At 45.1% G+C, this 17,227-nt stretch carries 18 protein-coding genes, 2 tRNA genes and 1 pseudogene; 15 read left to right on the forward strand and 6 right to left on the reverse strand.

All coding sequences use genetic code 11. The features are described from left to right. Window positions 1-75 (forward strand) — tRNA-Val (locus O9316_RS09290). 54 nt (window positions 76-129) lie between these two features. After that, window positions 130-203 (forward strand) — tRNA-Val (locus O9316_RS09295). Window positions 204-301: 98 nt separating this feature from the next. Here the strand turns inward: O9316_RS09295 and O9316_RS09300 are convergent. The 5 genes from O9316_RS09300 to O9316_RS09320 are packed head-to-tail and all read right to left on the reverse strand — an operon-like array spanning window position 302 to window position 3,539. Continuing rightward, the gene (locus O9316_RS09300; RefSeq protein ID WP_298203865.1) at window positions 302-1,099 is read right to left on the reverse strand and encodes a YgcG family protein; all 798 of its coding nucleotides are present in this window, start codon (window positions 1,097-1,099) and stop codon (window positions 302-304) included. After that, window positions 1,096-1,533 carry a TPM domain-containing protein gene (locus O9316_RS09305; protein WP_298203866.1) on the reverse strand — a complete coding sequence of 146 codons (438 nt, stop codon included), beginning with the start codon at window positions 1,531-1,533 and terminating at the stop codon, window positions 1,096-1,098. The genes O9316_RS09300 and O9316_RS09305 overlap by 4 nt, the downstream gene beginning before the upstream one ends. A 9-nt stretch (window positions 1,534-1,542) precedes the next feature. Then, window positions 1,543-2,145: a LemA family protein gene (locus O9316_RS09310; protein ID WP_298203867.1), complete on the reverse strand. Its 603-nt coding sequence runs from the start codon at window positions 2,143-2,145 to the stop codon at window positions 1,543-1,545. Between the two features lie 60 nt (window positions 2,146-2,205). Then, on the reverse strand, window positions 2,206-2,538 hold the full coding sequence (locus O9316_RS09315; RefSeq protein WP_073364290.1) for a MerR family transcriptional regulator: 333 nt from the start codon (window positions 2,536-2,538) through the stop codon (window positions 2,206-2,208). Between the two features lie 20 nt (window positions 2,539-2,558). Beyond that, window positions 2,559-3,539, reverse strand: a complete 981-nt coding sequence (locus O9316_RS09320) for a M23 family metallopeptidase (protein WP_298203868.1) — start codon at window positions 3,537-3,539, stop codon at window positions 2,559-2,561. A gap of 274 nt (window positions 3,540-3,813) precedes the next feature. Here O9316_RS09320 and alaS point away from each other — a divergent pair, with 274 nt between their 5' ends. Together alaS and O9316_RS09330 are read left to right on the forward strand one after the other, a co-directional pair. Continuing rightward, complete coding sequence (gene alaS / locus O9316_RS09325; protein WP_298203869.1) at window positions 3,814-6,450, forward strand: alanine--tRNA ligase; 2,637 nt, start codon at window positions 3,814-3,816, stop codon at window positions 6,448-6,450. A gap of 66 nt (window positions 6,451-6,516) precedes the next feature. After that, window positions 6,517-7,482: a GSCFA domain-containing protein gene (locus tag O9316_RS09330; protein ID WP_298203870.1), complete on the forward strand. Its 966-nt coding sequence runs from the start codon at window positions 6,517-6,519 to the stop codon at window positions 7,480-7,482. Here the strand turns inward: O9316_RS09330 and O9316_RS09335 are convergent. Further along, window positions 7,479-7,790, reverse strand: a complete 312-nt coding sequence (locus O9316_RS09335; RefSeq protein WP_298203871.1) for a rhodanese-like domain-containing protein — start codon at window positions 7,788-7,790, stop codon at window positions 7,479-7,481. The genes O9316_RS09330 and O9316_RS09335 overlap by 4 nt on opposite strands. An 89-nt stretch (window positions 7,791-7,879) precedes the next feature. On the opposite strand from O9316_RS09335, the gene O9316_RS09340 reads away from it, so the two are divergent. From O9316_RS09340 to pcaF, 11 genes and pseudogenes are all read left to right on the forward strand, one after another. Next, window positions 7,880-8,464 (forward strand): TetR/AcrR family transcriptional regulator, encoded by a 585-nt coding sequence (locus O9316_RS09340; RefSeq protein WP_298203872.1) that lies wholly within the window; start codon window positions 7,880-7,882, stop codon window positions 8,462-8,464. Between the two features lie 89 nt (window positions 8,465-8,553). Then, entirely contained in the window at window positions 8,554-9,627 is a 1,074-nt protein-coding gene (gene paaE, locus O9316_RS09345; protein ID WP_298203873.1) for a 1,2-phenylacetyl-CoA epoxidase subunit PaaE, read from the forward strand. Between the two features lie 210 nt (window positions 9,628-9,837). Continuing rightward, window positions 9,838-10,794, forward strand: coding sequence for a 1,2-phenylacetyl-CoA epoxidase subunit PaaA (gene paaA, locus O9316_RS09350; protein ID WP_298203874.1), 957 nt, complete (start codon window positions 9,838-9,840; stop codon window positions 10,792-10,794). A gap of 35 nt (window positions 10,795-10,829) precedes the next feature. Next, window positions 10,830-11,111 (forward strand): 1,2-phenylacetyl-CoA epoxidase subunit PaaB, encoded by a 282-nt coding sequence (gene paaB / locus O9316_RS09355; RefSeq protein WP_297515969.1) that lies wholly within the window; start codon window positions 10,830-10,832, stop codon window positions 11,109-11,111. Between the two features lie 213 nt (window positions 11,112-11,324). After that, window positions 11,325-12,080 (forward strand): annotated as a pseudogene (paaC, locus tag O9316_RS09360) (1,2-phenylacetyl-CoA epoxidase subunit PaaC); the annotation flags it as partial. Between the two features lie 16 nt (window positions 12,081-12,096). Next, window positions 12,097-12,585 (forward strand): 1,2-phenylacetyl-CoA epoxidase subunit PaaD, encoded by a 489-nt coding sequence (gene paaD / locus O9316_RS09365; RefSeq protein ID WP_298347124.1) that lies wholly within the window; start codon window positions 12,097-12,099, stop codon window positions 12,583-12,585. A gap of 84 nt (window positions 12,586-12,669) precedes the next feature. Then, window positions 12,670-13,455 (forward strand): enoyl-CoA hydratase-related protein, encoded by a 786-nt coding sequence (locus tag O9316_RS09370; RefSeq protein ID WP_298203877.1) that lies wholly within the window; start codon window positions 12,670-12,672, stop codon window positions 13,453-13,455. A gap of 54 nt (window positions 13,456-13,509) precedes the next feature. Next, window positions 13,510-13,884 carry a four helix bundle protein gene (locus O9316_RS09375; protein ID WP_298203878.1) on the forward strand — a complete coding sequence of 125 codons (375 nt, stop codon included), beginning with the start codon at window positions 13,510-13,512 and terminating at the stop codon, window positions 13,882-13,884. Next, the gene (locus tag O9316_RS09380) at window positions 13,871-15,079 is read left to right on the forward strand and encodes a 3-hydroxyacyl-CoA dehydrogenase NAD-binding domain-containing protein (RefSeq protein ID WP_298203879.1); all 1,209 of its coding nucleotides are present in this window, start codon (window positions 13,871-13,873) and stop codon (window positions 15,077-15,079) included. Before O9316_RS09375 ends, O9316_RS09380 begins: the two co-directional genes overlap by 14 nt. 272 nt (window positions 15,080-15,351) lie before the next feature. Then, complete coding sequence (locus tag O9316_RS09385) at window positions 15,352-15,753, forward strand: hotdog fold thioesterase (RefSeq protein ID WP_298203880.1); 402 nt, start codon at window positions 15,352-15,354, stop codon at window positions 15,751-15,753. A gap of 123 nt (window positions 15,754-15,876) precedes the next feature. After that, window positions 15,877-17,079: a 3-oxoadipyl-CoA thiolase gene (gene pcaF, locus O9316_RS09390; RefSeq protein ID WP_298203881.1), complete on the forward strand. Its 1,203-nt coding sequence runs from the start codon at window positions 15,877-15,879 to the stop codon at window positions 17,077-17,079. The last annotated feature ends 148 nt before the right edge of the window (window positions 17,080-17,227 follow it).

A 17,227-nucleotide genomic window follows, 5' to 3' on the forward strand; every position in this document is an offset into this window, starting at 1 on the left:
GGGCGATTAGCTCAGCTGGTTCAGAGCACCTCGTTTACACCGAGGGGGTCGGGGGTTCGAACCCCTCATCGCCCACAAAGCAAGTCCTATGACTTGCTTTTTTTATGGACTTCGTTCTGTAGTTTGTATGGGTCATTAACTCAGCGGTTCAGAGTGCTACCTTGACAGGGTAGAAGTCACTGGTTCGATTCCAGTATGACCCACAAAAACAAAAGCCTTTCGATTTCGAAAGGCTTTTTTTATGTTTTAGATATAACTATTAAACGTTGAAGATAAGCGTCAATGGAAATTAAGGGAGCATCTACCAATCACCGCTGGCGCCACCACCACCAAAGCCGCCGCCACCGCCAAAGCCTCCCCATCCTCCAGCGGAAGAGCCACCCCCCCAACTGCCGCCGGAACCTCGTCCTAAGCTGCTAAGAATGATGATGTCGGCCAGGTCAGGACCACTGAATCCGCTGCCACCACGGCCCCCGCCGCCACGTTTATTTCGCGAGGCAATCGCGATTATAATAATGAAAACAATCAAAAAGATAAAAAAGACGATGCCACCCACTAAGGTGTCGCCCGATTTGCCTTTATGATCGTTTTTATATTCGCCTTTGAGGGTTTTGAATATCGCTTCAGTTCCCGATTGAATGCCCCCGTAATAATCCCCTTTTTTGAAAAAAGGTTTCAAGTCTCGTTCAATGATACGTCGCGACTGAGCATCAGTGAGCAAATGCTCAACGCCATAGCCCGTGGCAATCGTCATTTTCCGATCTTCAAGCGCAATAAGAAGGACGACGCCATTGTCTTTTCCTTTTTGACCAATTTCCCATGCTTGTCCCAAATCGGTAGCATACCGATTGATGGATTCCCCTTGGGTGGTTTTTACCATCATCACAAAAATCTCGGTCGAGGTACTGTCGGAGTACACTTTAAGTTTTTCATACAACGAGGCCAATTCCGCTTTCGACAAGGTTTGGGTACTATCGATGATGGGCGGAATAAATCCGGGTTTTTTGGGTATGGTAACCTGCGCCAAACTGCATTGATGCACCGCCAACATAGCCGTCAAAAGGAGGAACTGAGCGAGTTTATAGGCCAATTTGATCATCCTTTTGAAATTTCATTGGTTAATTCATTGGTGTCCTCTTCCGTGTAAGGGAAATAATGTTTTAACTGTTCTCCTACAAGGCGGATGCCCTCGCACAGTGCCATAGCATTTTTTCCCTCTCGAAAGTAGTTTTGCATCACCTCTTTGGTGCTATCCCAAAAGGTATCGGTCACCTTTTCGTGTATGCCTTGGTCGCCACAAATGGTAAACTTGCGACTTTCAACGGCGACATAAATTAGTACCCCATTGCGTTGTGCGGTAGCCTCCATTTTCAATTCGTAAAAAACTTCCAAAGCGCGTTCCATCGCTTCCTTAGTGAGCGTTTTTTCCAAATGCACACGAATTTCCCCCGAAGTCGCTTTTTCCGCTTCTTGGATGGCCATGACCACCGCTTTTTCATCGTTGGGGGTTAAAAATTGTTCTACCGTTGACATAGGTCAGAATTACTTCTTACTGTTGAAATCAAAGTTCACCTCGGGTGCTTTTTCGGCGCCTTCTTCGGCTTTGAACCGCGCCATTTCATCAAATCCAAAGAGTTTGGCAAACAGAACAGATGGGAAGGTTTTCGTGCTTTTGTTGTACACGTTTATCGATTCGTTGTAGCGATCACGTGCTACATTGATGCGGTTTTCGGTACCCTCCAATTGCGACTGTAATTCCAAAAAGTTTTGATTGGCTTTCAGGTCTGGGTATTTTTCTACACTCACCAATAAACGAGAAAGTGTGCTCGAAACTCCTGCTTGCGCTTGTTGGAATTTTGCTAATTGATCTGGGGTAATGTTTTGTGGATCAATCGTAACATCAGTCGCCTTCGCACGTGCATTTACCACAGCCTCCAAAGTTGATTTTTCAAAATCGGCTGCGCCTTGCACCGTTTTTACCAAATTACTGATCAAGTCATTTCGGCGCTGGTAGGCACTCTCTACATTGGACCAAGCGGTTTTTGCATTTTCTTCTTTACCTACGAGACCGTTGTACGATCCAATTCCAAAAAGAAATAGAATTCCAATAACGATCGGTACAATCCATTTTTTTAATGCATTCATAGTTGTTTATATTAATTAGAGTTTTACAATTAGTCCAAAAATCGTAAGCATTGTTACGTCTTACAATCCGTTTTTAATTTTCTGCAATTCTGTTTTAACCGCTTCGAGTTTGGCGATGATTTCAAACGTGTCCAAGGTTTTTTTCTGTTTGTCTTTCAAATGGGTTTTGGCTCCTTCCAAGGTAAATCCGCGCTCTTTCACCAAATGGTATATCAATTGCAGGTTTTTGACATCTTCCTGCGTAAACATGCGGTTGCCCTTAGCATTTTTTTTGGGTTTCAAAATATCGAATTCCTTATCCCAAAAACGAATCAACGAAGCATTGACCCCAAAGGCTTTGGCGACTTCCCCAATGCTGAAATACAATTTATCTTTTGATAGTTCAATATGCATAGTTCTTTGTGTTTATATGGTTAATCAAGCGATTGGTTCTCTTGGTTGGCAATTTTCGAAATGACCACATATTCTGCCGCCGAAATATTGCCGTAATAAAAATTAATCGGATTTACTGGCTTCCCGCCTTTGTGCACTTCATAATGCAAATGGGGCGCTTCACTACGACCGGTGCTGCCTACAAAGCCAATTACATCGCCCCGTTTTACCCGCTGTCCGGGTCTAACTTTTATCTTACTCAAATGGGCGTACAGTGTGAGATAACCGTACCCGTGGTTGATTTGAATATGGTTTCCGTAGCCCGATAAGCCGTTGTCTGCCCGTTTCACCACGCCATCACCCGTAGCGTAAATCGGAGTTCCCGTGCGCGCCGTAAAGTCCATGCCTTCGTGCATTTTTCGCGCTTTGGTAAACGGATCCGTGCGGTACCCAAATCCCGAGGCCATCTGCTTCAAGTCCTCATTCTTCACCGGTTGTATCGCCGGAATCGAAGCCAACAACCGCCCTTTGGTTTTCGCCATTTTCAAAATCGCATCCAACGAGCGCGACTGCACCACCAACGCTTTGGCAATCTCATCTACTTTTTTATGGGTGTTTATGACCAAGTCAGCGTTGTTAAACCCCTCCAACTCGCGGTACCGATCCTGCGTGATGATTCCCGCTCTTCGATCGGCTTGAGCAATCGGATTGGCATTAAAATACACCCGATACAAATTGTTGTCTCGCTCCTCCAAACTCGTCAACACCGCATCCAACTGTTCAATTTTTTTATTCAAAATCGAGTAGCTGATTTTCATGTTGTCAATTTCCCGTTTCATCATTTTATCTTTTGGCGTCTCTAGGTACGAGGTATTCATCACCAACACAAAGCTCAAAAAACCAAACAATGCCGAAGCGACCAGAAACAAGAGCACATACGCAATTTTCGTGCGTTTTTTAGGCTTGATTTTGCGATAGGCCAAGCTCTCGGTATCATAATAATATTTTACTTTCTTCGACATGCGGTAATTTACTATTTTTGTGGCGGTAAACGCCGAACGGTAGTTATACGAACAAATTTAGGAAATGTTTCGCGCAAACCTAAATTTTGTTGCAGTTCCACAGTGGTAGCTTGATTATCAGGAGCATAAACCCCCGAGTGCTATGTCATCCTCCTCCTGCTCCCGCCCGTCGCTTTGTCCGCTACGCTCCCAAGAGCTCCAACAAGGGCGGTATCAGGGCTATATCGAACATCCGTTTGCCAAAACCAAACCATAAACCAATTGAAATTCGCCCATGAAATCGCAGGACATTCGCAAAGCGTACCTCCAATTTTTTGAAAGTAAAAACCACTTGATCGTGCCTTCCGCGCCCATCGTTTTAAAAGACGATCCCACCTTGATGTTCAACAACTCCGGAATGGCGCAGTTTAAGGAATTCTTTTTAGGCAACGGCACGCCTAAGAGTCCCCGTATTGCCGATACCCAAAAATGCCTTCGCGTTTCGGGAAAGCATAACGATTTAGAAGACGTAGGGTTCGACACCTACCACCATACCATGTTTGAAATGCTAGGCAATTGGTCGTTTGGCGATTACTTCAAAAAAGAAGCCTTAGCCTGGGCTTGGGAGTTTCTCACCGAAGTCTTGAAATTGGATAAAGACCGTTTGTACGTCTCGGTTTTCGAAGGCAACCCTTCCGAAAATGTACCCTTCGACCAAGAGGCGTTTGATATTTGGAAACAATACGTTGCAGAAGATCGCATCATCTTAGGGAATAAAAAAGATAATTTCTGGGAAATGGGCGATCAAGGGCCTTGTGGTCCTTGTTCTGAAATTCATATCGATTTGCGTACCGACGCCGAGCGTGCTGCCGTTTCAGGACGCAGTTTGGTCAATGCCGATCATCCGCAAGTGGTGGAGATTTGGAACAATGTATTCATGGAATTCAACCGTAAAGCCGACGGATCGCTCGAAAAACTACCCGCACAACATGTGGATACCGGAATGGGATTCGAGCGTTTGTGTATGGCCATGCAAGGCGTAACCTCCAATTACGATACCGACGTGTTTACCCCTTTGATCCAAAAAGTGGAACATATTACCGGGTTACACTACACCAACAACGAAATCAAGTCCATTTCAGAGGAACAAAATAAAATCAATATTGCCATCCGGGTCATTGTCGATCACGTCCGTGCCGTAGCCTTTGCTATTGCCGATGGACAATTGCCATCCAATACAGGAGCCGGTTATGTGATTCGCCGCATTCTTCGCCGTGCGATTCGGTATGGTTTTACTTTTTTAAACCAAAAAGAAGCTTTCATTCATCAATTAGTAGCGGTTTTGGCCGATCAAATGGGCGAATTCTTCCCCGAAATCCGTTCGCAGCAAAATCTAGTGACCAATGTAATCAAGGAAGAGGAAGCCTCGTTTTTACGAACCCTCGATCAAGGGTTGCAATTGCTCGATAAAGTGGTAGCCGAAACCCAAGGCAAAGAAGTCAAGGGAGAGAAGGTATTTGAACTGTATGATACCTTCGGTTTCCCCAAAGATTTAACAGCATTGATTTTAAAAGAAAAAGGATTTACGTATCAAGAAGCGGAGTTTGAAGCGGAGTTGGCCAAACAAAAAGCGCGTTCGCGTGCGGCTTCCGAAGTGACAACCGAGGATTGGAAGGTTTTGATCGAAGGCAATGTAGAAACCTTTGTCGGCTATGATCAAACCGAAAATGAAGTAAAAATTACCCGTATTCGTAAGGTAGATTCCAAAAAAGACGGATTGTTATACCAAATCGTTTTAGATGCCACGCCTTTTTACCCAGAAGGAGGGGGACAAGTGGGCGATAAAGGTTCGCTCATTTCCGCCAACGAAGTCATTGAAATCATTGATACCAAAAAAGAGAACAATCTTATTTTACATTTTGCCAAATCATTACCTGAAAATGTCAATGCCGTTTTTGTTGCCAAAGTAAATACCGATTTACGCACCGCAACGTCCAAAAACCACTCGGCAACGCACTTGATGCATTTGGCATTGCGCACCGTTTTGGGAACACATGTGGAGCAGAAAGGGTCGTTGGTAAATCCCAATTATTTGCGTTTCGACTTTTCACATTTTGCCAAAGTTACCGATGCAGAAATTCGTCAGGTAGAAGACTTTGTCAATGCGCGTATTGCCGAGCAATTGGCTTTGGTAGAATACCGTAATCTACCCATTCAAGAAGCGATGGCCAAAGGCGCGATGGCTTTGTTTGGTGAAAAATACGGGGATACCGTTCGCATGATTGAATTTGGTGAAAGTCGGGAGTTGTGCGGTGGAATCCATGTGAAAAACACGGCAGACATCTGGCATTTCAAAATTGTTTCCGAAGGAGCAGTCGCAGCGGGAATTCGTCGTATTGAGGCAATCACCGGCACGGCAGTAGCTGATTTCTTTGCTCAGCAAGAAGCAGCCTTGGCTCAAATCAAAGAAACGTTGAAAAATCCACAAGATGCGTTGAAAGCCGTGGTGAGTTTGCAGGATGAAAATACCAAATTGAAAAAGCAAATCGAGCAGTTATTAAAAGATAAGGCTAAAAATCTAAAAGGTGAACTGGCTTTGCAATTGCAATCGGTAAATGGAGTACGGTTTTTGGCGACTCAAGTGGATTTAGATGCCAACGGAGCCAAAGATTTAGCCTATGAATTGGGGCAAAATCAAACCGATATCTACTTGGTTTTGGCCACTGTAACCGATGATAAACCTATGCTAACGTGCTATATTTCGAAAGAATTGGTGGATAGCAAAGGCTTAAATGCAGGACAAGTGGTCCGCGAGTTGGGTAAGTACATCCAAGGCGGTGGCGGTGGACAGCCGTTTTTTGCTACCGCTGGAGGGAAAAATCCGGCGGGTATAGAAGAAGCCCTTTCCAAAGCAATCGATTTTATAAAATAAATAGAGCCTCCCACACGGGAGGTTTTTTTTGACCCCTGAATTCGTATTTTTGAAAAAAAATAATCCATGCAATTACACACTCCTGTTCCTGTAAACCCTATCGAAAACCCCCTCAGTTACCAAGCGAAAGTCTTTAGTATGGGGTCGTGTTTTGCTGAACACATGAATGAAAAGTTGCGCTACTACGGATTTGATAGTGATGCGAATCCGTTTGGAATTATTTTTAATGCGCTTTCCATGCAACGTTTGGTGGCACGTATCGTTCAGGAGCAAGCGTTTACTGAAGCAGATATTTTTTTTCACAACGAACTCTGGCAATCCTATGAAGTGCATTCTCGTTGGAGTACAACCGAGGCCGAACGCTATATTCATCAGTTAAATTCGCTTCTTTTTACCGCTCATGAACAACTGGTGCAAGCCACTCATTTTATACTAACATTGGGAACGTCATGGGTGTATACCTTTGCCAATCAGGTTGTAGCCAATTGCCATAAAGTGCCCAATGCCCAATTTGAAAAGCGATTACTTACAGCCGAAGATACAGAAGGAGCTCTAGCCGAAATCATGCGTTTAGTTCGGCAAATAAATCCAAAAATTCAATTTGTTTTTACGGTTTCTCCCGTGCGTCATACCAAAGATGGATTTACAGAAAATCACATAAGCAAAGGAAATTTGTTGCAAGCGATTTACAACCTAAAACAAAACGATAACAAGTGGTATTATTTTCCTGCCTATGAAATCATGATGGATGAGTTGCGCGATTACCGCTTCTTTGCGGCTGACCTCATTCATCCCAATGCCCTTGCCATTGATTATATCTGGGAACGATTCTCTACGGAGGCAATTTCAAGTGAAAGCCATCCTATTATGAAAGAGGTTGTTGAATTAAAACGGGCATTACAGCATCGTCCACAGCGTGAACATACGCAGGCTTGGAGAAAATTTCAACAGCACTTATCCCAAAAAATCGAAACATTTCAACAAAAATATCCTACGATATGCATTTCCTTTGTTCTCGATAACAAGGACTAACCCAATTCCTTTTCCAAACGTTCCCAGCCACCGCCGTTCATCACCTCAATACCTTGTGCTTTCAATAATGAAGCAGCTTGTGCACTGCGCATACCACTACGGCAACACACAATGACGGGCTGGTTGCGTTTTTTGATTTCGGCAACTTTCCCGTTGATCACTTGTAGCGGAATGTTTTTCGAACCTTGGATATGACCCGAAGCAAACTCTTCATAGGTGCGTACGTCAATAATCACAGCCCCTTTTTGCAAAAAATCTTTCACACTTTCTCCTTTGCTCCCAAAACCTAAAATGTTGAATAATCCCATACTGTTATTTTTGACCAAAGGTAAACGACCCGTGCCTCACACAAGGTAACTCAAGTTACCAAACCCAAAAATGTGTACATTTGACTCCCATGAAACCCTCCGACCGCAAAACCGAAATTATTAATGTGGCGGCCCGACTCTTTAAAGAGAAAGGGTATAGCGCCGTAACTGTGCGCGATATCGCCCAAGCTCTAAATATTAAAGCGGCCAGTTTATACAATCATATCGCTTCCAAACAAGAAATTCTCGTACTCATCGTCATCACCATCGCTGAAGAATTTACTAACGTAATGGAAGAAGTCCAACAAAGTGACGCAACCGCAATCGCCAAAATCGACCGCATTATTCAATTGCACATCGACATCACCCTCCGCAATCCCGATGCACTCGCTTGTTTAAATAACGATTGGATGCACTTGGAAAACGAAGCCGACCTCAAATATTTCCTGAAAATGCGCACCGATTACGAAGAGAATTTTCGTCAAATCGTAAAAAAAGGAATTCATAATGGCGAAATTCAACACCGTAATCCTGAGGTAATTATTTTTTCTATCTTATCTACACTCCGAACACTCTATATTTGGTACAACAAAACCAAAAGCCTCAGCGAAAACACCTTACGCGACGATATGCGCAACGTATTGCTCAATGGCATCACCGTAAACGCACGTTAAAAATTTACAACGTTTTCGTTACCCTTAAAAAAAATCACTAAATTTGTATCGTAAACTAACGTTTGTTAGTTAAATAAGAAACGCAAATTATGGTTCAGTTTTACAAGGTAAAAGTTGCCGATATTTACAAGGAAACCAAAGATTGTTCCGTGGTGACCTTGGACATTCCTGCCGAAATCCAACCGGCTTTTCAATTCAAACAAGGGCAACACCTCACGTTCAAAACCCAGTTAGAAGGAAAAGAAGTGCGTCGCTCGTACTCGCTTTGTTCCGCACCCCACGAGCACAAATGGCAAGTGGCCGTCAAACAAATTCCGGGGGGCTTGTTTTCTACCTATGTCAACGAACAGTTGCAACCCGGGGACGAAATCGAAGTGATGGCACCCGATGGGAAGTTTTATGTAGAAACACAACCTGAAGTAGCCAAAAATTACATCGCTTTTGCCGCAGGAAGTGGAATAACTCCCATGTTGTCGATTATCAAAACGCACTTGGCCAACGAACCCCACAGTACTTTTAAGCTGTTTTACCTGAATCGTAGCGTAAAATCCATTATCTTTAAAGAAGAAATTGAACAATTGAAAAACACCTATTTCAACCGTTTTGAGATTTTTCATTTCTTGACCAAAGAACACCGCCACGCCGAATTGTTCAACGGTCGTTTTACCCAAGAAAAAATTAAAACCCTAACCGAAAGAATCATCGATATTCCCAATACACACGATTGTTTCTTGTGTGGGCCCGAAGAGATGATTCACTTGTTGCGTGACGAACTCACGGCAGCAGGTTTACCTAAAGAATATATTCATTTCGAATTGTTTAACACCGGAATCTCCGAAGCCGACAAAGCACGCATCAGCAAAATTGTCGAGAAAAAAGTCGAAGGTACCGAAGTGACTATCATCGATGGCGGTAAAGAATTCCACTTTGTGATGGGCGATGATTTTGACAATATCCTCGACGGAGCCATTGCCGCCGGTGCCGATTTACCGTATGCTTGTAAAGGAGGGGTGTGTAGCACCTGCCGTTGTATCGTCAAAGAAGGATCGGTCGAAATGAAACTGAACTATTCGCTGGAAGAAGACGAATTGGCCAAAAACTATACGTTGAGCTGCCAAGCCGTGCCAACCTCCAAGAAAGTAGTGGTCGATTTTGGCGTGTAATTTTTGGGAGCAAGAACCCTTGGTTTCAAAAGAAGCACTGTCCCGTCGTCCGCTGTATCCCTCCACTTCGTTGCGGGGATGCCGCTTCCACCGGGGCTAAATAAGAATACTGAATTTCAAAACATAAAATCCCAAAAAGGGATATAATTAAAAACAAAAAAACGATGTGCCTTCGGGATCATCAAGTTGTCAAACGAAAAGGATACAGCTATGTCAGAAAAAGAGATTAAAAACTTAGAAGAACTGTTTCAACGTCGCATCGATAACGACGAGAAAATTGAGCCCAAAGATTGGATGCCGGAGAAATACCGCCAAACGCACATTCGTCAAATTTCACAACACGCCCACTCCGAAATCGTGGGGATGTTGCCCGAAGCCAATTGGATTACCCGCGCACCATCCTTGCGCCGTAAAGTAGCCTTGTTGGCCAAAATCCAAGATGAAGGCGGACACGGGTTGTACTTGTACAGCGCCGCTGAAACTCTCGGAATCTCCCGTGATGAAATGTATGAACAATTGCATACGGGTAAAGCCAAATATTCCAGCATTTTCAATTATCCTTCGCTCACATGGGCCGATATCGGTGCCATCGGTTGGTTGGTTGACGGTGCCGCCATCATGAATCAAGTCGCGTTAATGGGAACGTCTTACGGACCCTATTCTCGTGCGATGATTCGCATCTGTAAAGAAGAAAGTTTTCACCAACGCCAAGGCTACGAAATCTTATTAACGATGTCCAAAGGAACGCAAGAACAGAAAGACATGGTGCAAGATGCCTTAAACCGCTGGTGGTGGCCGTCTTTAATGATGTTTGGACCCCGCGATGCCGAATCACCCAACACCGAACAATCGGTGAAGTGGAAATTGAAACGCAAAACCAACGACGAACTCCGTCAGCAGTTTGTGGATCAAACGGTACCGCAAGCCGAAATCTTGGGAGCAAAAATTCCAGATGCGCACCTAAAATGGAACGAAGCGCGTAAACACTACGACTTCGGTGAAATCGATTGGGAAGAGTTCTGGCAAGTCGTTAACGGCCACGGAAAATGCAACAAACAACGTTTGGAAGCCCGTCGTTCGGCTTGGGAAAAAGGAACCTGGGTGCGCGATGCCGCCATGGCCTACGCCGAAAAACAAACCCAACGCAACCTCGAAAAAGCAGTGTAACAACGCATAATTCATAATTCATAACTCATAATTGTATGAACAACTGGCCTCTTTGGGAAGTCTTTATCCGTAGCAAAAACGGATTAGAACACCGTCACTGCGGTTCCCTACACGCAACCGATGCTACGATGGCTTTAGAAAACGCTCGTGATGTCTACACCCGCCGCGGCGAAGGGGTAAGTATCTGGGTCGTACCCTCAAGTCAAATTACAGCTTCCAATCCAGAGCAAAACGGAGAGACCTTCGAACCCGCTTTGGATAAAGTATACCGTCATCCCACATTCTATGAATTGCCGGATGAGCTAAAGCATATGTAAATGAGACATTAGACATTAGCCGTTAGTCTTTAGAAACGTAAAGGAGTAGATCTAAATTACAAAGTCTAAAGTCCAAAGTCTAACGTCTAACGTCTAAAGTCCAAAGTCTAACGTCTAACGTCCAAAGTCTAAAGTCCAAAGTCCAACGTCTAACGTCTAACGTCCAACGTCCAACGTCTAAAGTCTAAAGTCCAACGTCTAACGACTAAAAAAAACATGAGCAATTCAAAAATCAACTACATCCTCGGAATCGCCGACAACGCACTCAACCTTGGCCAACGCTTAAGTGAATTATGCGGGCACGGACCGAGTTTGGAAACCGATATTGCCACGACCAACATCGCACTCGACTTGTTGGGTCAAACCCGTAGCTATTATCAATATGCAGCCGAACTCCAAGGGGGTGAAGCTACCGAAGATACCTTGGCCTTCTTGCGCAAAGAACGCGAATACAAAAACGTCTTGTTGGTTGAACAACCCAACACCGATTTCGGCTATGTGATGGCCCGTCAATACTTGTTTGATGTATTCCATCTCTTGTTGTTGGAACAATTGCAAAACAGCAACGATGAGGTACTTGCTGCCATTGCCAAAAAGAGCATCAAAGAAGTAAGTTACCACAAGCGCTTCTCCGGCGATTGGATCAAACGCTTGGGCGACGGAACCGAAGAAAGTCATCACCGTATGCAAGAAGCCTTCGACAATTTGTGGACGTTCACCAACGAATTATTCCTAATGACCGCTGATGACACCGCCATGGTTGAAGCGGGAGTAGGGGTGGATGTGTCCCAATTGAAAGACACTTGGATGCAAGAAATTACCGCCTTGTTGACAGAAGCGACCTTAACCGTGCCTGATTTGAAGTATTTCTTAAAAGGAGGTAAAGAGGGAATGCACTCCGAACACATGGGCTTTATTTTGACCGATATGCAATACATGCAACGCACGTATCCAAACATGACTTGGTAAGACTATGCTGATTGAAATGAAGACCATTACACCGCAGATAACGGCCATTCTCGAGTCGGTTTCCGATCCTGAGATTCCCGTCCTCTCCATTATGGACATGGGCGTAGTGCGTGATGTGGCGGTCGAGGGAACCGAGGTTTTCATCAAAATCACACCCACCTACAGCGGTTGCCCCGCCATGGATACCATCGCCGATGATATCAAAGCGGCTTTCGCCAAAGAAGGGTACCAAGCGCAGGTCAAACTCGTATTAGCCCCCGCATGGTCTACCGACTGGATTACCGAACGCGGACGAAAAGCACTCGAAGCCTATGGCATCGCAGCGCCCTTAACCGAGGAAGCCGACAAAGAAGCCTTACTCGGAAATAAAAAAATAGTAAAGTGCCCGCAATGCGGTTCCACCCACACTCGATTAGTCAGTCAGTTTGGTTCGACCGCCTGCAAAGCCTTGTTTCAATGCGAGGAATGCCACGAACCCTTTGACTATTTTAAATGCTTAAAATAATGCCCACCTGCACAATTTCGGTTGCTGCAGGTGTTTATATAATAAACCATAACGTAAGTTCGCTTACAACTAACCAATATACCGATGAGTACAACTTCAATTGAAAAAAAGATTGAAAACAAGGTCGCGTACCTACATTTGAACCGACCCGAAGTATTCAATAGCTTCAACCGCGAAATGGCTCTTTCCATGCAATCCGCTTTGGATGAAGTGGCCCAAGACCCTGAAGTGCGCGCCATTGTGATTACCGGAAACGGGAAAGCTTTTTGTGCCGGTCAAGACTTGAAAGAAGTGACCACACCCGAACTCAATCCGGGATTCCGAAAAATCTTAGAGGAACACTATAATCCCATTATCGAACGCATACGCGCGATCGAAAAACCCGTCGTGGCTGCCGTTAACGGTGTTGCCGCAGGAGCAGGAGCGAATATCGCTTTGGCCTGTGATATTGTGGTGGCCAACGAACATGCTGCTTTCATCCAAGCCTTTAGCAAAATCGGTCTCGTGCCCGATAGCGCGGGAACCTTTTTCTTACCTCGATTAATCGGATTCCAAAAGGCCTCCGCCTTGATGATGCTCGGCGATAAAGTGTCGGCGACCGAAGCTTATGAAATGGGAATGATCTATAAATGTTATCCCAACGCTTTATTCGAAGAGGAAGTACAAAAGTTAGCCATAACGTTAGCCGACATGCCAACGCATGCACTAGCGCTTACCAAAAAATTGTTGAACCGTTCCATGATCAATAACCTTCAAGAACAATTGGCTATGGAAAGCGACTTGCAAATCGAAGCCAGTTCGTCCAACGATTACCGCGAAGGCGTAGCCGCTTTTGTCGAAAAACGCAAACCAGAATTTAAAGGAAACTAAAGATTAACGATTGTTGATTAACGAATGAAGATTAACGATTTTTGATTGATGAATATGAAGCCGAGTAGTTTAGAAGAACGATTAATTCAATTTGCAGTTGATGTGATACATCTTACGCAAAAGAAGAATCCTACTTTCGCTTCAGAACATTTAACAAAACAACTAATTCGTTCCTCAACATCAGCAGCACTGAATTATGGTGAAGCAAGAAGTGGAGAGTCACCCAATGATTTTCTTCACAAAATGAAAATAGTTTTGAAAGAACTTAGAGAGAGTTTGATCAATTTGAAAATACAACAAAGAGCAGCTTTAATTGAAAAAGAGGAAGATTTGAGACGATTAATTAATGAAAATGATGAGTTAGTCTCAATATTTGTAGCGAGTATTAAAACCGCTTCCTCAAAAAAGCAATACCATGATAGAAAGTAAAAATCAAAAATCAAAAATCGTTAATCTTCATTCGTTAATCAATGTGGCGATTATCGGTTCGGGAACCATGGGCAGTGGTATCGCACAAGTGGCGGCTACCGCCGGATGTGCCGTCAAATTGTTTGATGTGAACCAAGGCGCATTGGATAAAAGCAAAGCCGCACTTGAAGCCACTTTGTCAAAATTGGTGGAGAAAGAAAAAATCACCGCCGATACGAAAGCCGGTATTCAAAGTAGAACTGCGTATGTGACTGCGTTGTCCGATTTGTCCGATGCGGATTTGGTGATTGAAGCGATTGTGGAAAATCTAGAGGTAAAACGCAAGTTGTTTGCCGAACTCGAAAGCATCGTGGCGCCAACAACTATTTTAGCCTCCAATACTTCCTCACTGTCGATTGCCTCAATTGCAGCTTCTTGCCAAAAATCGGAGCGCGTCATCGGGATTCACTTTTTTAATCCCGCACCGTTAATGCAATTGGTGGAAGTCATTCCTGCCGTACAAACTTCAGAAGCCGTGTTGCAAACCGCCGTGGACACCATTCGTTCTTGGAAAAAAGTAGTAGCCGTAGCCAAAGACACGCCCGGATTCATTGTGAATCGTGTGGCCCGACCCTTTTACAGTGAAAGTTTGCGGATTTATGAGGAGGGAATGGCCGACTTTGCTACGATCGACTGGGCGTTGAAAACCGTAGGCGGTTTCCGTATGGGGCCGTTCGAACTCATGGACTTCATCGGGAATGATGTGAACTATGCCGTAACCGAATCGGTGTTTACCTCGTTCTATTTTGATCCACGGTACAAACCGGCGTTTACCCAAAAACGGCTAACGGAAGCCGGTTTCTTCGGAAGAAAATCCGGTCGTGGGTTCTATGATTACAGTGCAGCAATGCCTCTTCCCCAAGAAGATACAGCAATGGCACAATGTATTTTTCAACGGGTCATCGTCATGCTTATCAATGAGGCTGCCGATGCCCATTTCCTGAATGTAGGTTCGGTACAAGACATCGACAATGCCATGACCAAAGGGGTGAATTATCCCAAAGGTCTCCTCGCTTGGGCCGACGAACTCGGATTGCAATGGTGCGTCGACAAACTCGATGCCCTCTACGACGAATACCGCGAAGACCGCTACCGCTGCAGTCCGCTCCTTCGTAGAATGGCTAAAGCCAACCAGCGGTTTTATATAAGTGATTAGTAACTAGTGACTAGTAATTAGTTGGATGGATAAACTATTGAAAATAATGAAGAATGGTAAAAATACAAACCACCTGTCACCCCCAAGTTTCGGGGCTAGCCAGTCACTAGTCACTAATCACCAGTCACTAATCACCAGTCACTAGTTACTAATCACTAGTCACTAATCACTAGTCACTAATCACTAGTCACTAATCACTAGTCACTAATCACTAGTCACCAGTCACTAATCACTAACAACTCATAACTCATTACTCATAATTCATAACTCCCATGACGCCTGCCGAAATCGTCCATACCATGCTCTCCAAAGACGCCTTTAGCCAATGGCTAGGGATCGAATTGGTACATATTGATCACGGGACCTGTACGCTGTCACTCACCGTTCGCGAAGAAATGCTCAACGGTTTTGGCATCGCACACGGAGGCATCACCTTTGCGTTGGCCGATAGTGCTCTAGCGTTTGCTGCCAACTCGCACGGACGCCAATCGGTAAGTATCGATACGTCCATCAACCATGTGGAAACCCTCAAAGCCGGGGATGTCATCACCGCCACCGCCACCGAGGAAGCCCTCAAAAACCGCTTCGGATTCTATGCCGTTGCCCTAACCAAAAACGAAACCACCGTCGCGCTGTTTAAAGGAACGGTTTTCCGTAGCGAACGCGAATGGTAGTTTTTTTTGGAGCTATTCCCTGCGAAACCTGCCTGCCGTAGGTAGGTCGGGGCTAGGGGCTCCTGCTCAAATGAAGTAAAACACTAAAATCGATTGCCTTGTGCAATCCAGGAATAAAAATATATGGAATCTTACATCATCGACGGCCTTCGAACGCCCATCGGAAATTACCAAGGAACGCTTGCAGCCGTGCGCCCAGACGATCTAGCGGCTCACGTCATCAAAGCCTTGGTGGAACGCAATGCACAAATCCCCACAGACGCTTATGCCGATGTGATTTTAGGCTGTGCCAACCAAGCCGGGGAAGACAACCGCAACGTAGCGCGTATGGCGTTATTGTTGGCGGGCTTACCCTATACCGTTCCGGGAGAAACCGTCAACCGTTTGTGTAGCTCCGGACTCTCAGCAGTCATTCACGCACACCGCGCCATTCAAGCCGGTGACGGAAAAGTGTTTATTGCAGGTGGTGTGGAAAATATGACCCGCGGACCCTTAGTCGTGTCCAAGCCTTCAGCCGCTTATGGGACCGACAGCAAAATGTATGATTCCAGCTTCGGATGGCGTTTCATCAACCCCAAAATGCACGAAATCTACGGCACCGACGCCATGGGGGAAACCGCTGAGAACTTAGTGGATTTGTATCAAATTTCGCGCGAAGACCAAGATGCCTTCGCCTTACATAGTCAGCAGAAAGCCACCGCAGCCCAACAAAGCGGTCGCTTGGCACAAGAAATTGCTCCCGTAACGATTCCGCAACGCAAAGGCGATCCCATCGTGTTTGCCAAGGATGAGTTCATCAAACCCAGTTCGTCCCTAGAAGGATTGGCCAAACTCCGTCCTGCCTTCCGCAAAGACGGTAGCGTAACCGCTGGAAATGCTTCTGGATTGAACGATGGTGCGGCAGCCTTGATTGTGGCTTCGAGTGAAGCTGTTGCGGAATACGGATTAAAACCCTTAGCCCGAATCGTGAGTTCGGCCGTAGTTGGGGTTGAACCGCGTATTATGGGTATCGGACCCGTAGAGGCGAGTAAGCAAGCCTTAGCGAAAGCGGGTTTAACAGTAGAACAAATGGATATTATCGAATTGAACGAAGCCTTTGCTGCACAAAGTATTGCGTGCATCCGTGCTTTGGGATTAGCCGATAACGATCCACGCATCAACCCGAATGGAGGGGCTATTGCAATCGGTCACCCACTAGGGGTAACGGGTGCGCGAATTGCCTATTCTGCCGCATTAGAATTGCAGCAAACGGGTAAACAATACGCCTTAATTACCATGTGTATTGGTGTAGGACAGGGGTATGCCGTGATTATTGAGCGCGCTTAAAAAGATAAACGTTCATATTAGCCCCGATGGCAGCGGCATCCCCGCAACGCAGTGAAGGGATACAGCGAACAGCGGGACCAAACATACCCAAAAGCACCGGAGTTTGTGCTTCAAAAAAAATATAAAGACGCTCAGCGTCAAAAAAAAA

Source organism: Flavobacterium sp. (assembly GCF_027533505.1).
GTDB lineage: Bacteria > Bacteroidota > Bacteroidia > Flavobacteriales > Flavobacteriaceae > Flavobacterium.

What these genes read in the sequence shown, in the direction of transcription:
- O9316_RS09300 (WP_298203865.1), bottom strand. Translation starts at nt 1,099, where the DNA reads ATGATCAAATTGGCCTATAAACTCGCTCAGTTCCTCCTTTTGACGGCT.
- alaS (WP_298203869.1), top strand. Translation starts at nt 3,814, where the DNA reads ATGAAATCGCAGGACATTCGCAAAGCGTACCTCCAATTTTTTGAAAGT.
- paaD (WP_298347124.1), top strand. Translation starts at nt 12,097, where the DNA reads ATGAAGACCATTACACCGCAGATAACGGCCATTCTCGAGTCGGTTTCC.
- pcaF (WP_298203881.1), top strand. Translation starts at nt 15,877, where the DNA reads ATGGAATCTTACATCATCGACGGCCTTCGAACGCCCATCGGAAATTAC.
- O9316_RS09320 (WP_298203868.1), bottom strand. Translation starts at nt 3,539, where the DNA reads ATGTCGAAGAAAGTAAAATATTATTATGATACCGAGAGCTTGGCCTAT.
- paaE (WP_298203873.1), top strand. Translation starts at nt 8,554, where the DNA reads ATGGTTCAGTTTTACAAGGTAAAAGTTGCCGATATTTACAAGGAAACC.
- O9316_RS09335 (WP_298203871.1), bottom strand. Translation starts at nt 7,790, where the DNA reads ATGGGATTATTCAACATTTTAGGTTTTGGGAGCAAAGGAGAAAGTGTG.
- paaA (WP_298203874.1), top strand. Translation starts at nt 9,838, where the DNA reads ATGTCAGAAAAAGAGATTAAAAACTTAGAAGAACTGTTTCAACGTCGC.
- O9316_RS09370 (WP_298203877.1), top strand. Translation starts at nt 12,670, where the DNA reads ATGAGTACAACTTCAATTGAAAAAAAGATTGAAAACAAGGTCGCGTAC.
- O9316_RS09380 (WP_298203879.1), top strand. Translation starts at nt 13,871, where the DNA reads ATGATAGAAAGTAAAAATCAAAAATCAAAAATCGTTAATCTTCATTCG.
- O9316_RS09310 (WP_298203867.1), bottom strand. Translation starts at nt 2,145, where the DNA reads ATGAATGCATTAAAAAAATGGATTGTACCGATCGTTATTGGAATTCTA.
- O9316_RS09330 (WP_298203870.1), top strand. Translation starts at nt 6,517, where the DNA reads ATGCAATTACACACTCCTGTTCCTGTAAACCCTATCGAAAACCCCCTC.
- O9316_RS09385 (WP_298203880.1), top strand. Translation starts at nt 15,352, where the DNA reads ATGACGCCTGCCGAAATCGTCCATACCATGCTCTCCAAAGACGCCTTT.
- O9316_RS09340 (WP_298203872.1), top strand. Translation starts at nt 7,880, where the DNA reads ATGAAACCCTCCGACCGCAAAACCGAAATTATTAATGTGGCGGCCCGA.
- O9316_RS09375 (WP_298203878.1), top strand. Translation starts at nt 13,510, where the DNA reads ATGAAGCCGAGTAGTTTAGAAGAACGATTAATTCAATTTGCAGTTGAT.
- O9316_RS09305 (WP_298203866.1), bottom strand. Translation starts at nt 1,533, where the DNA reads ATGTCAACGGTAGAACAATTTTTAACCCCCAACGATGAAAAAGCGGTG.
- paaB (WP_297515969.1), top strand. Translation starts at nt 10,830, where the DNA reads ATGAACAACTGGCCTCTTTGGGAAGTCTTTATCCGTAGCAAAAACGGA.
- O9316_RS09315 (WP_073364290.1), bottom strand. Translation starts at nt 2,538, where the DNA reads ATGCATATTGAACTATCAAAAGATAAATTGTATTTCAGCATTGGGGAA.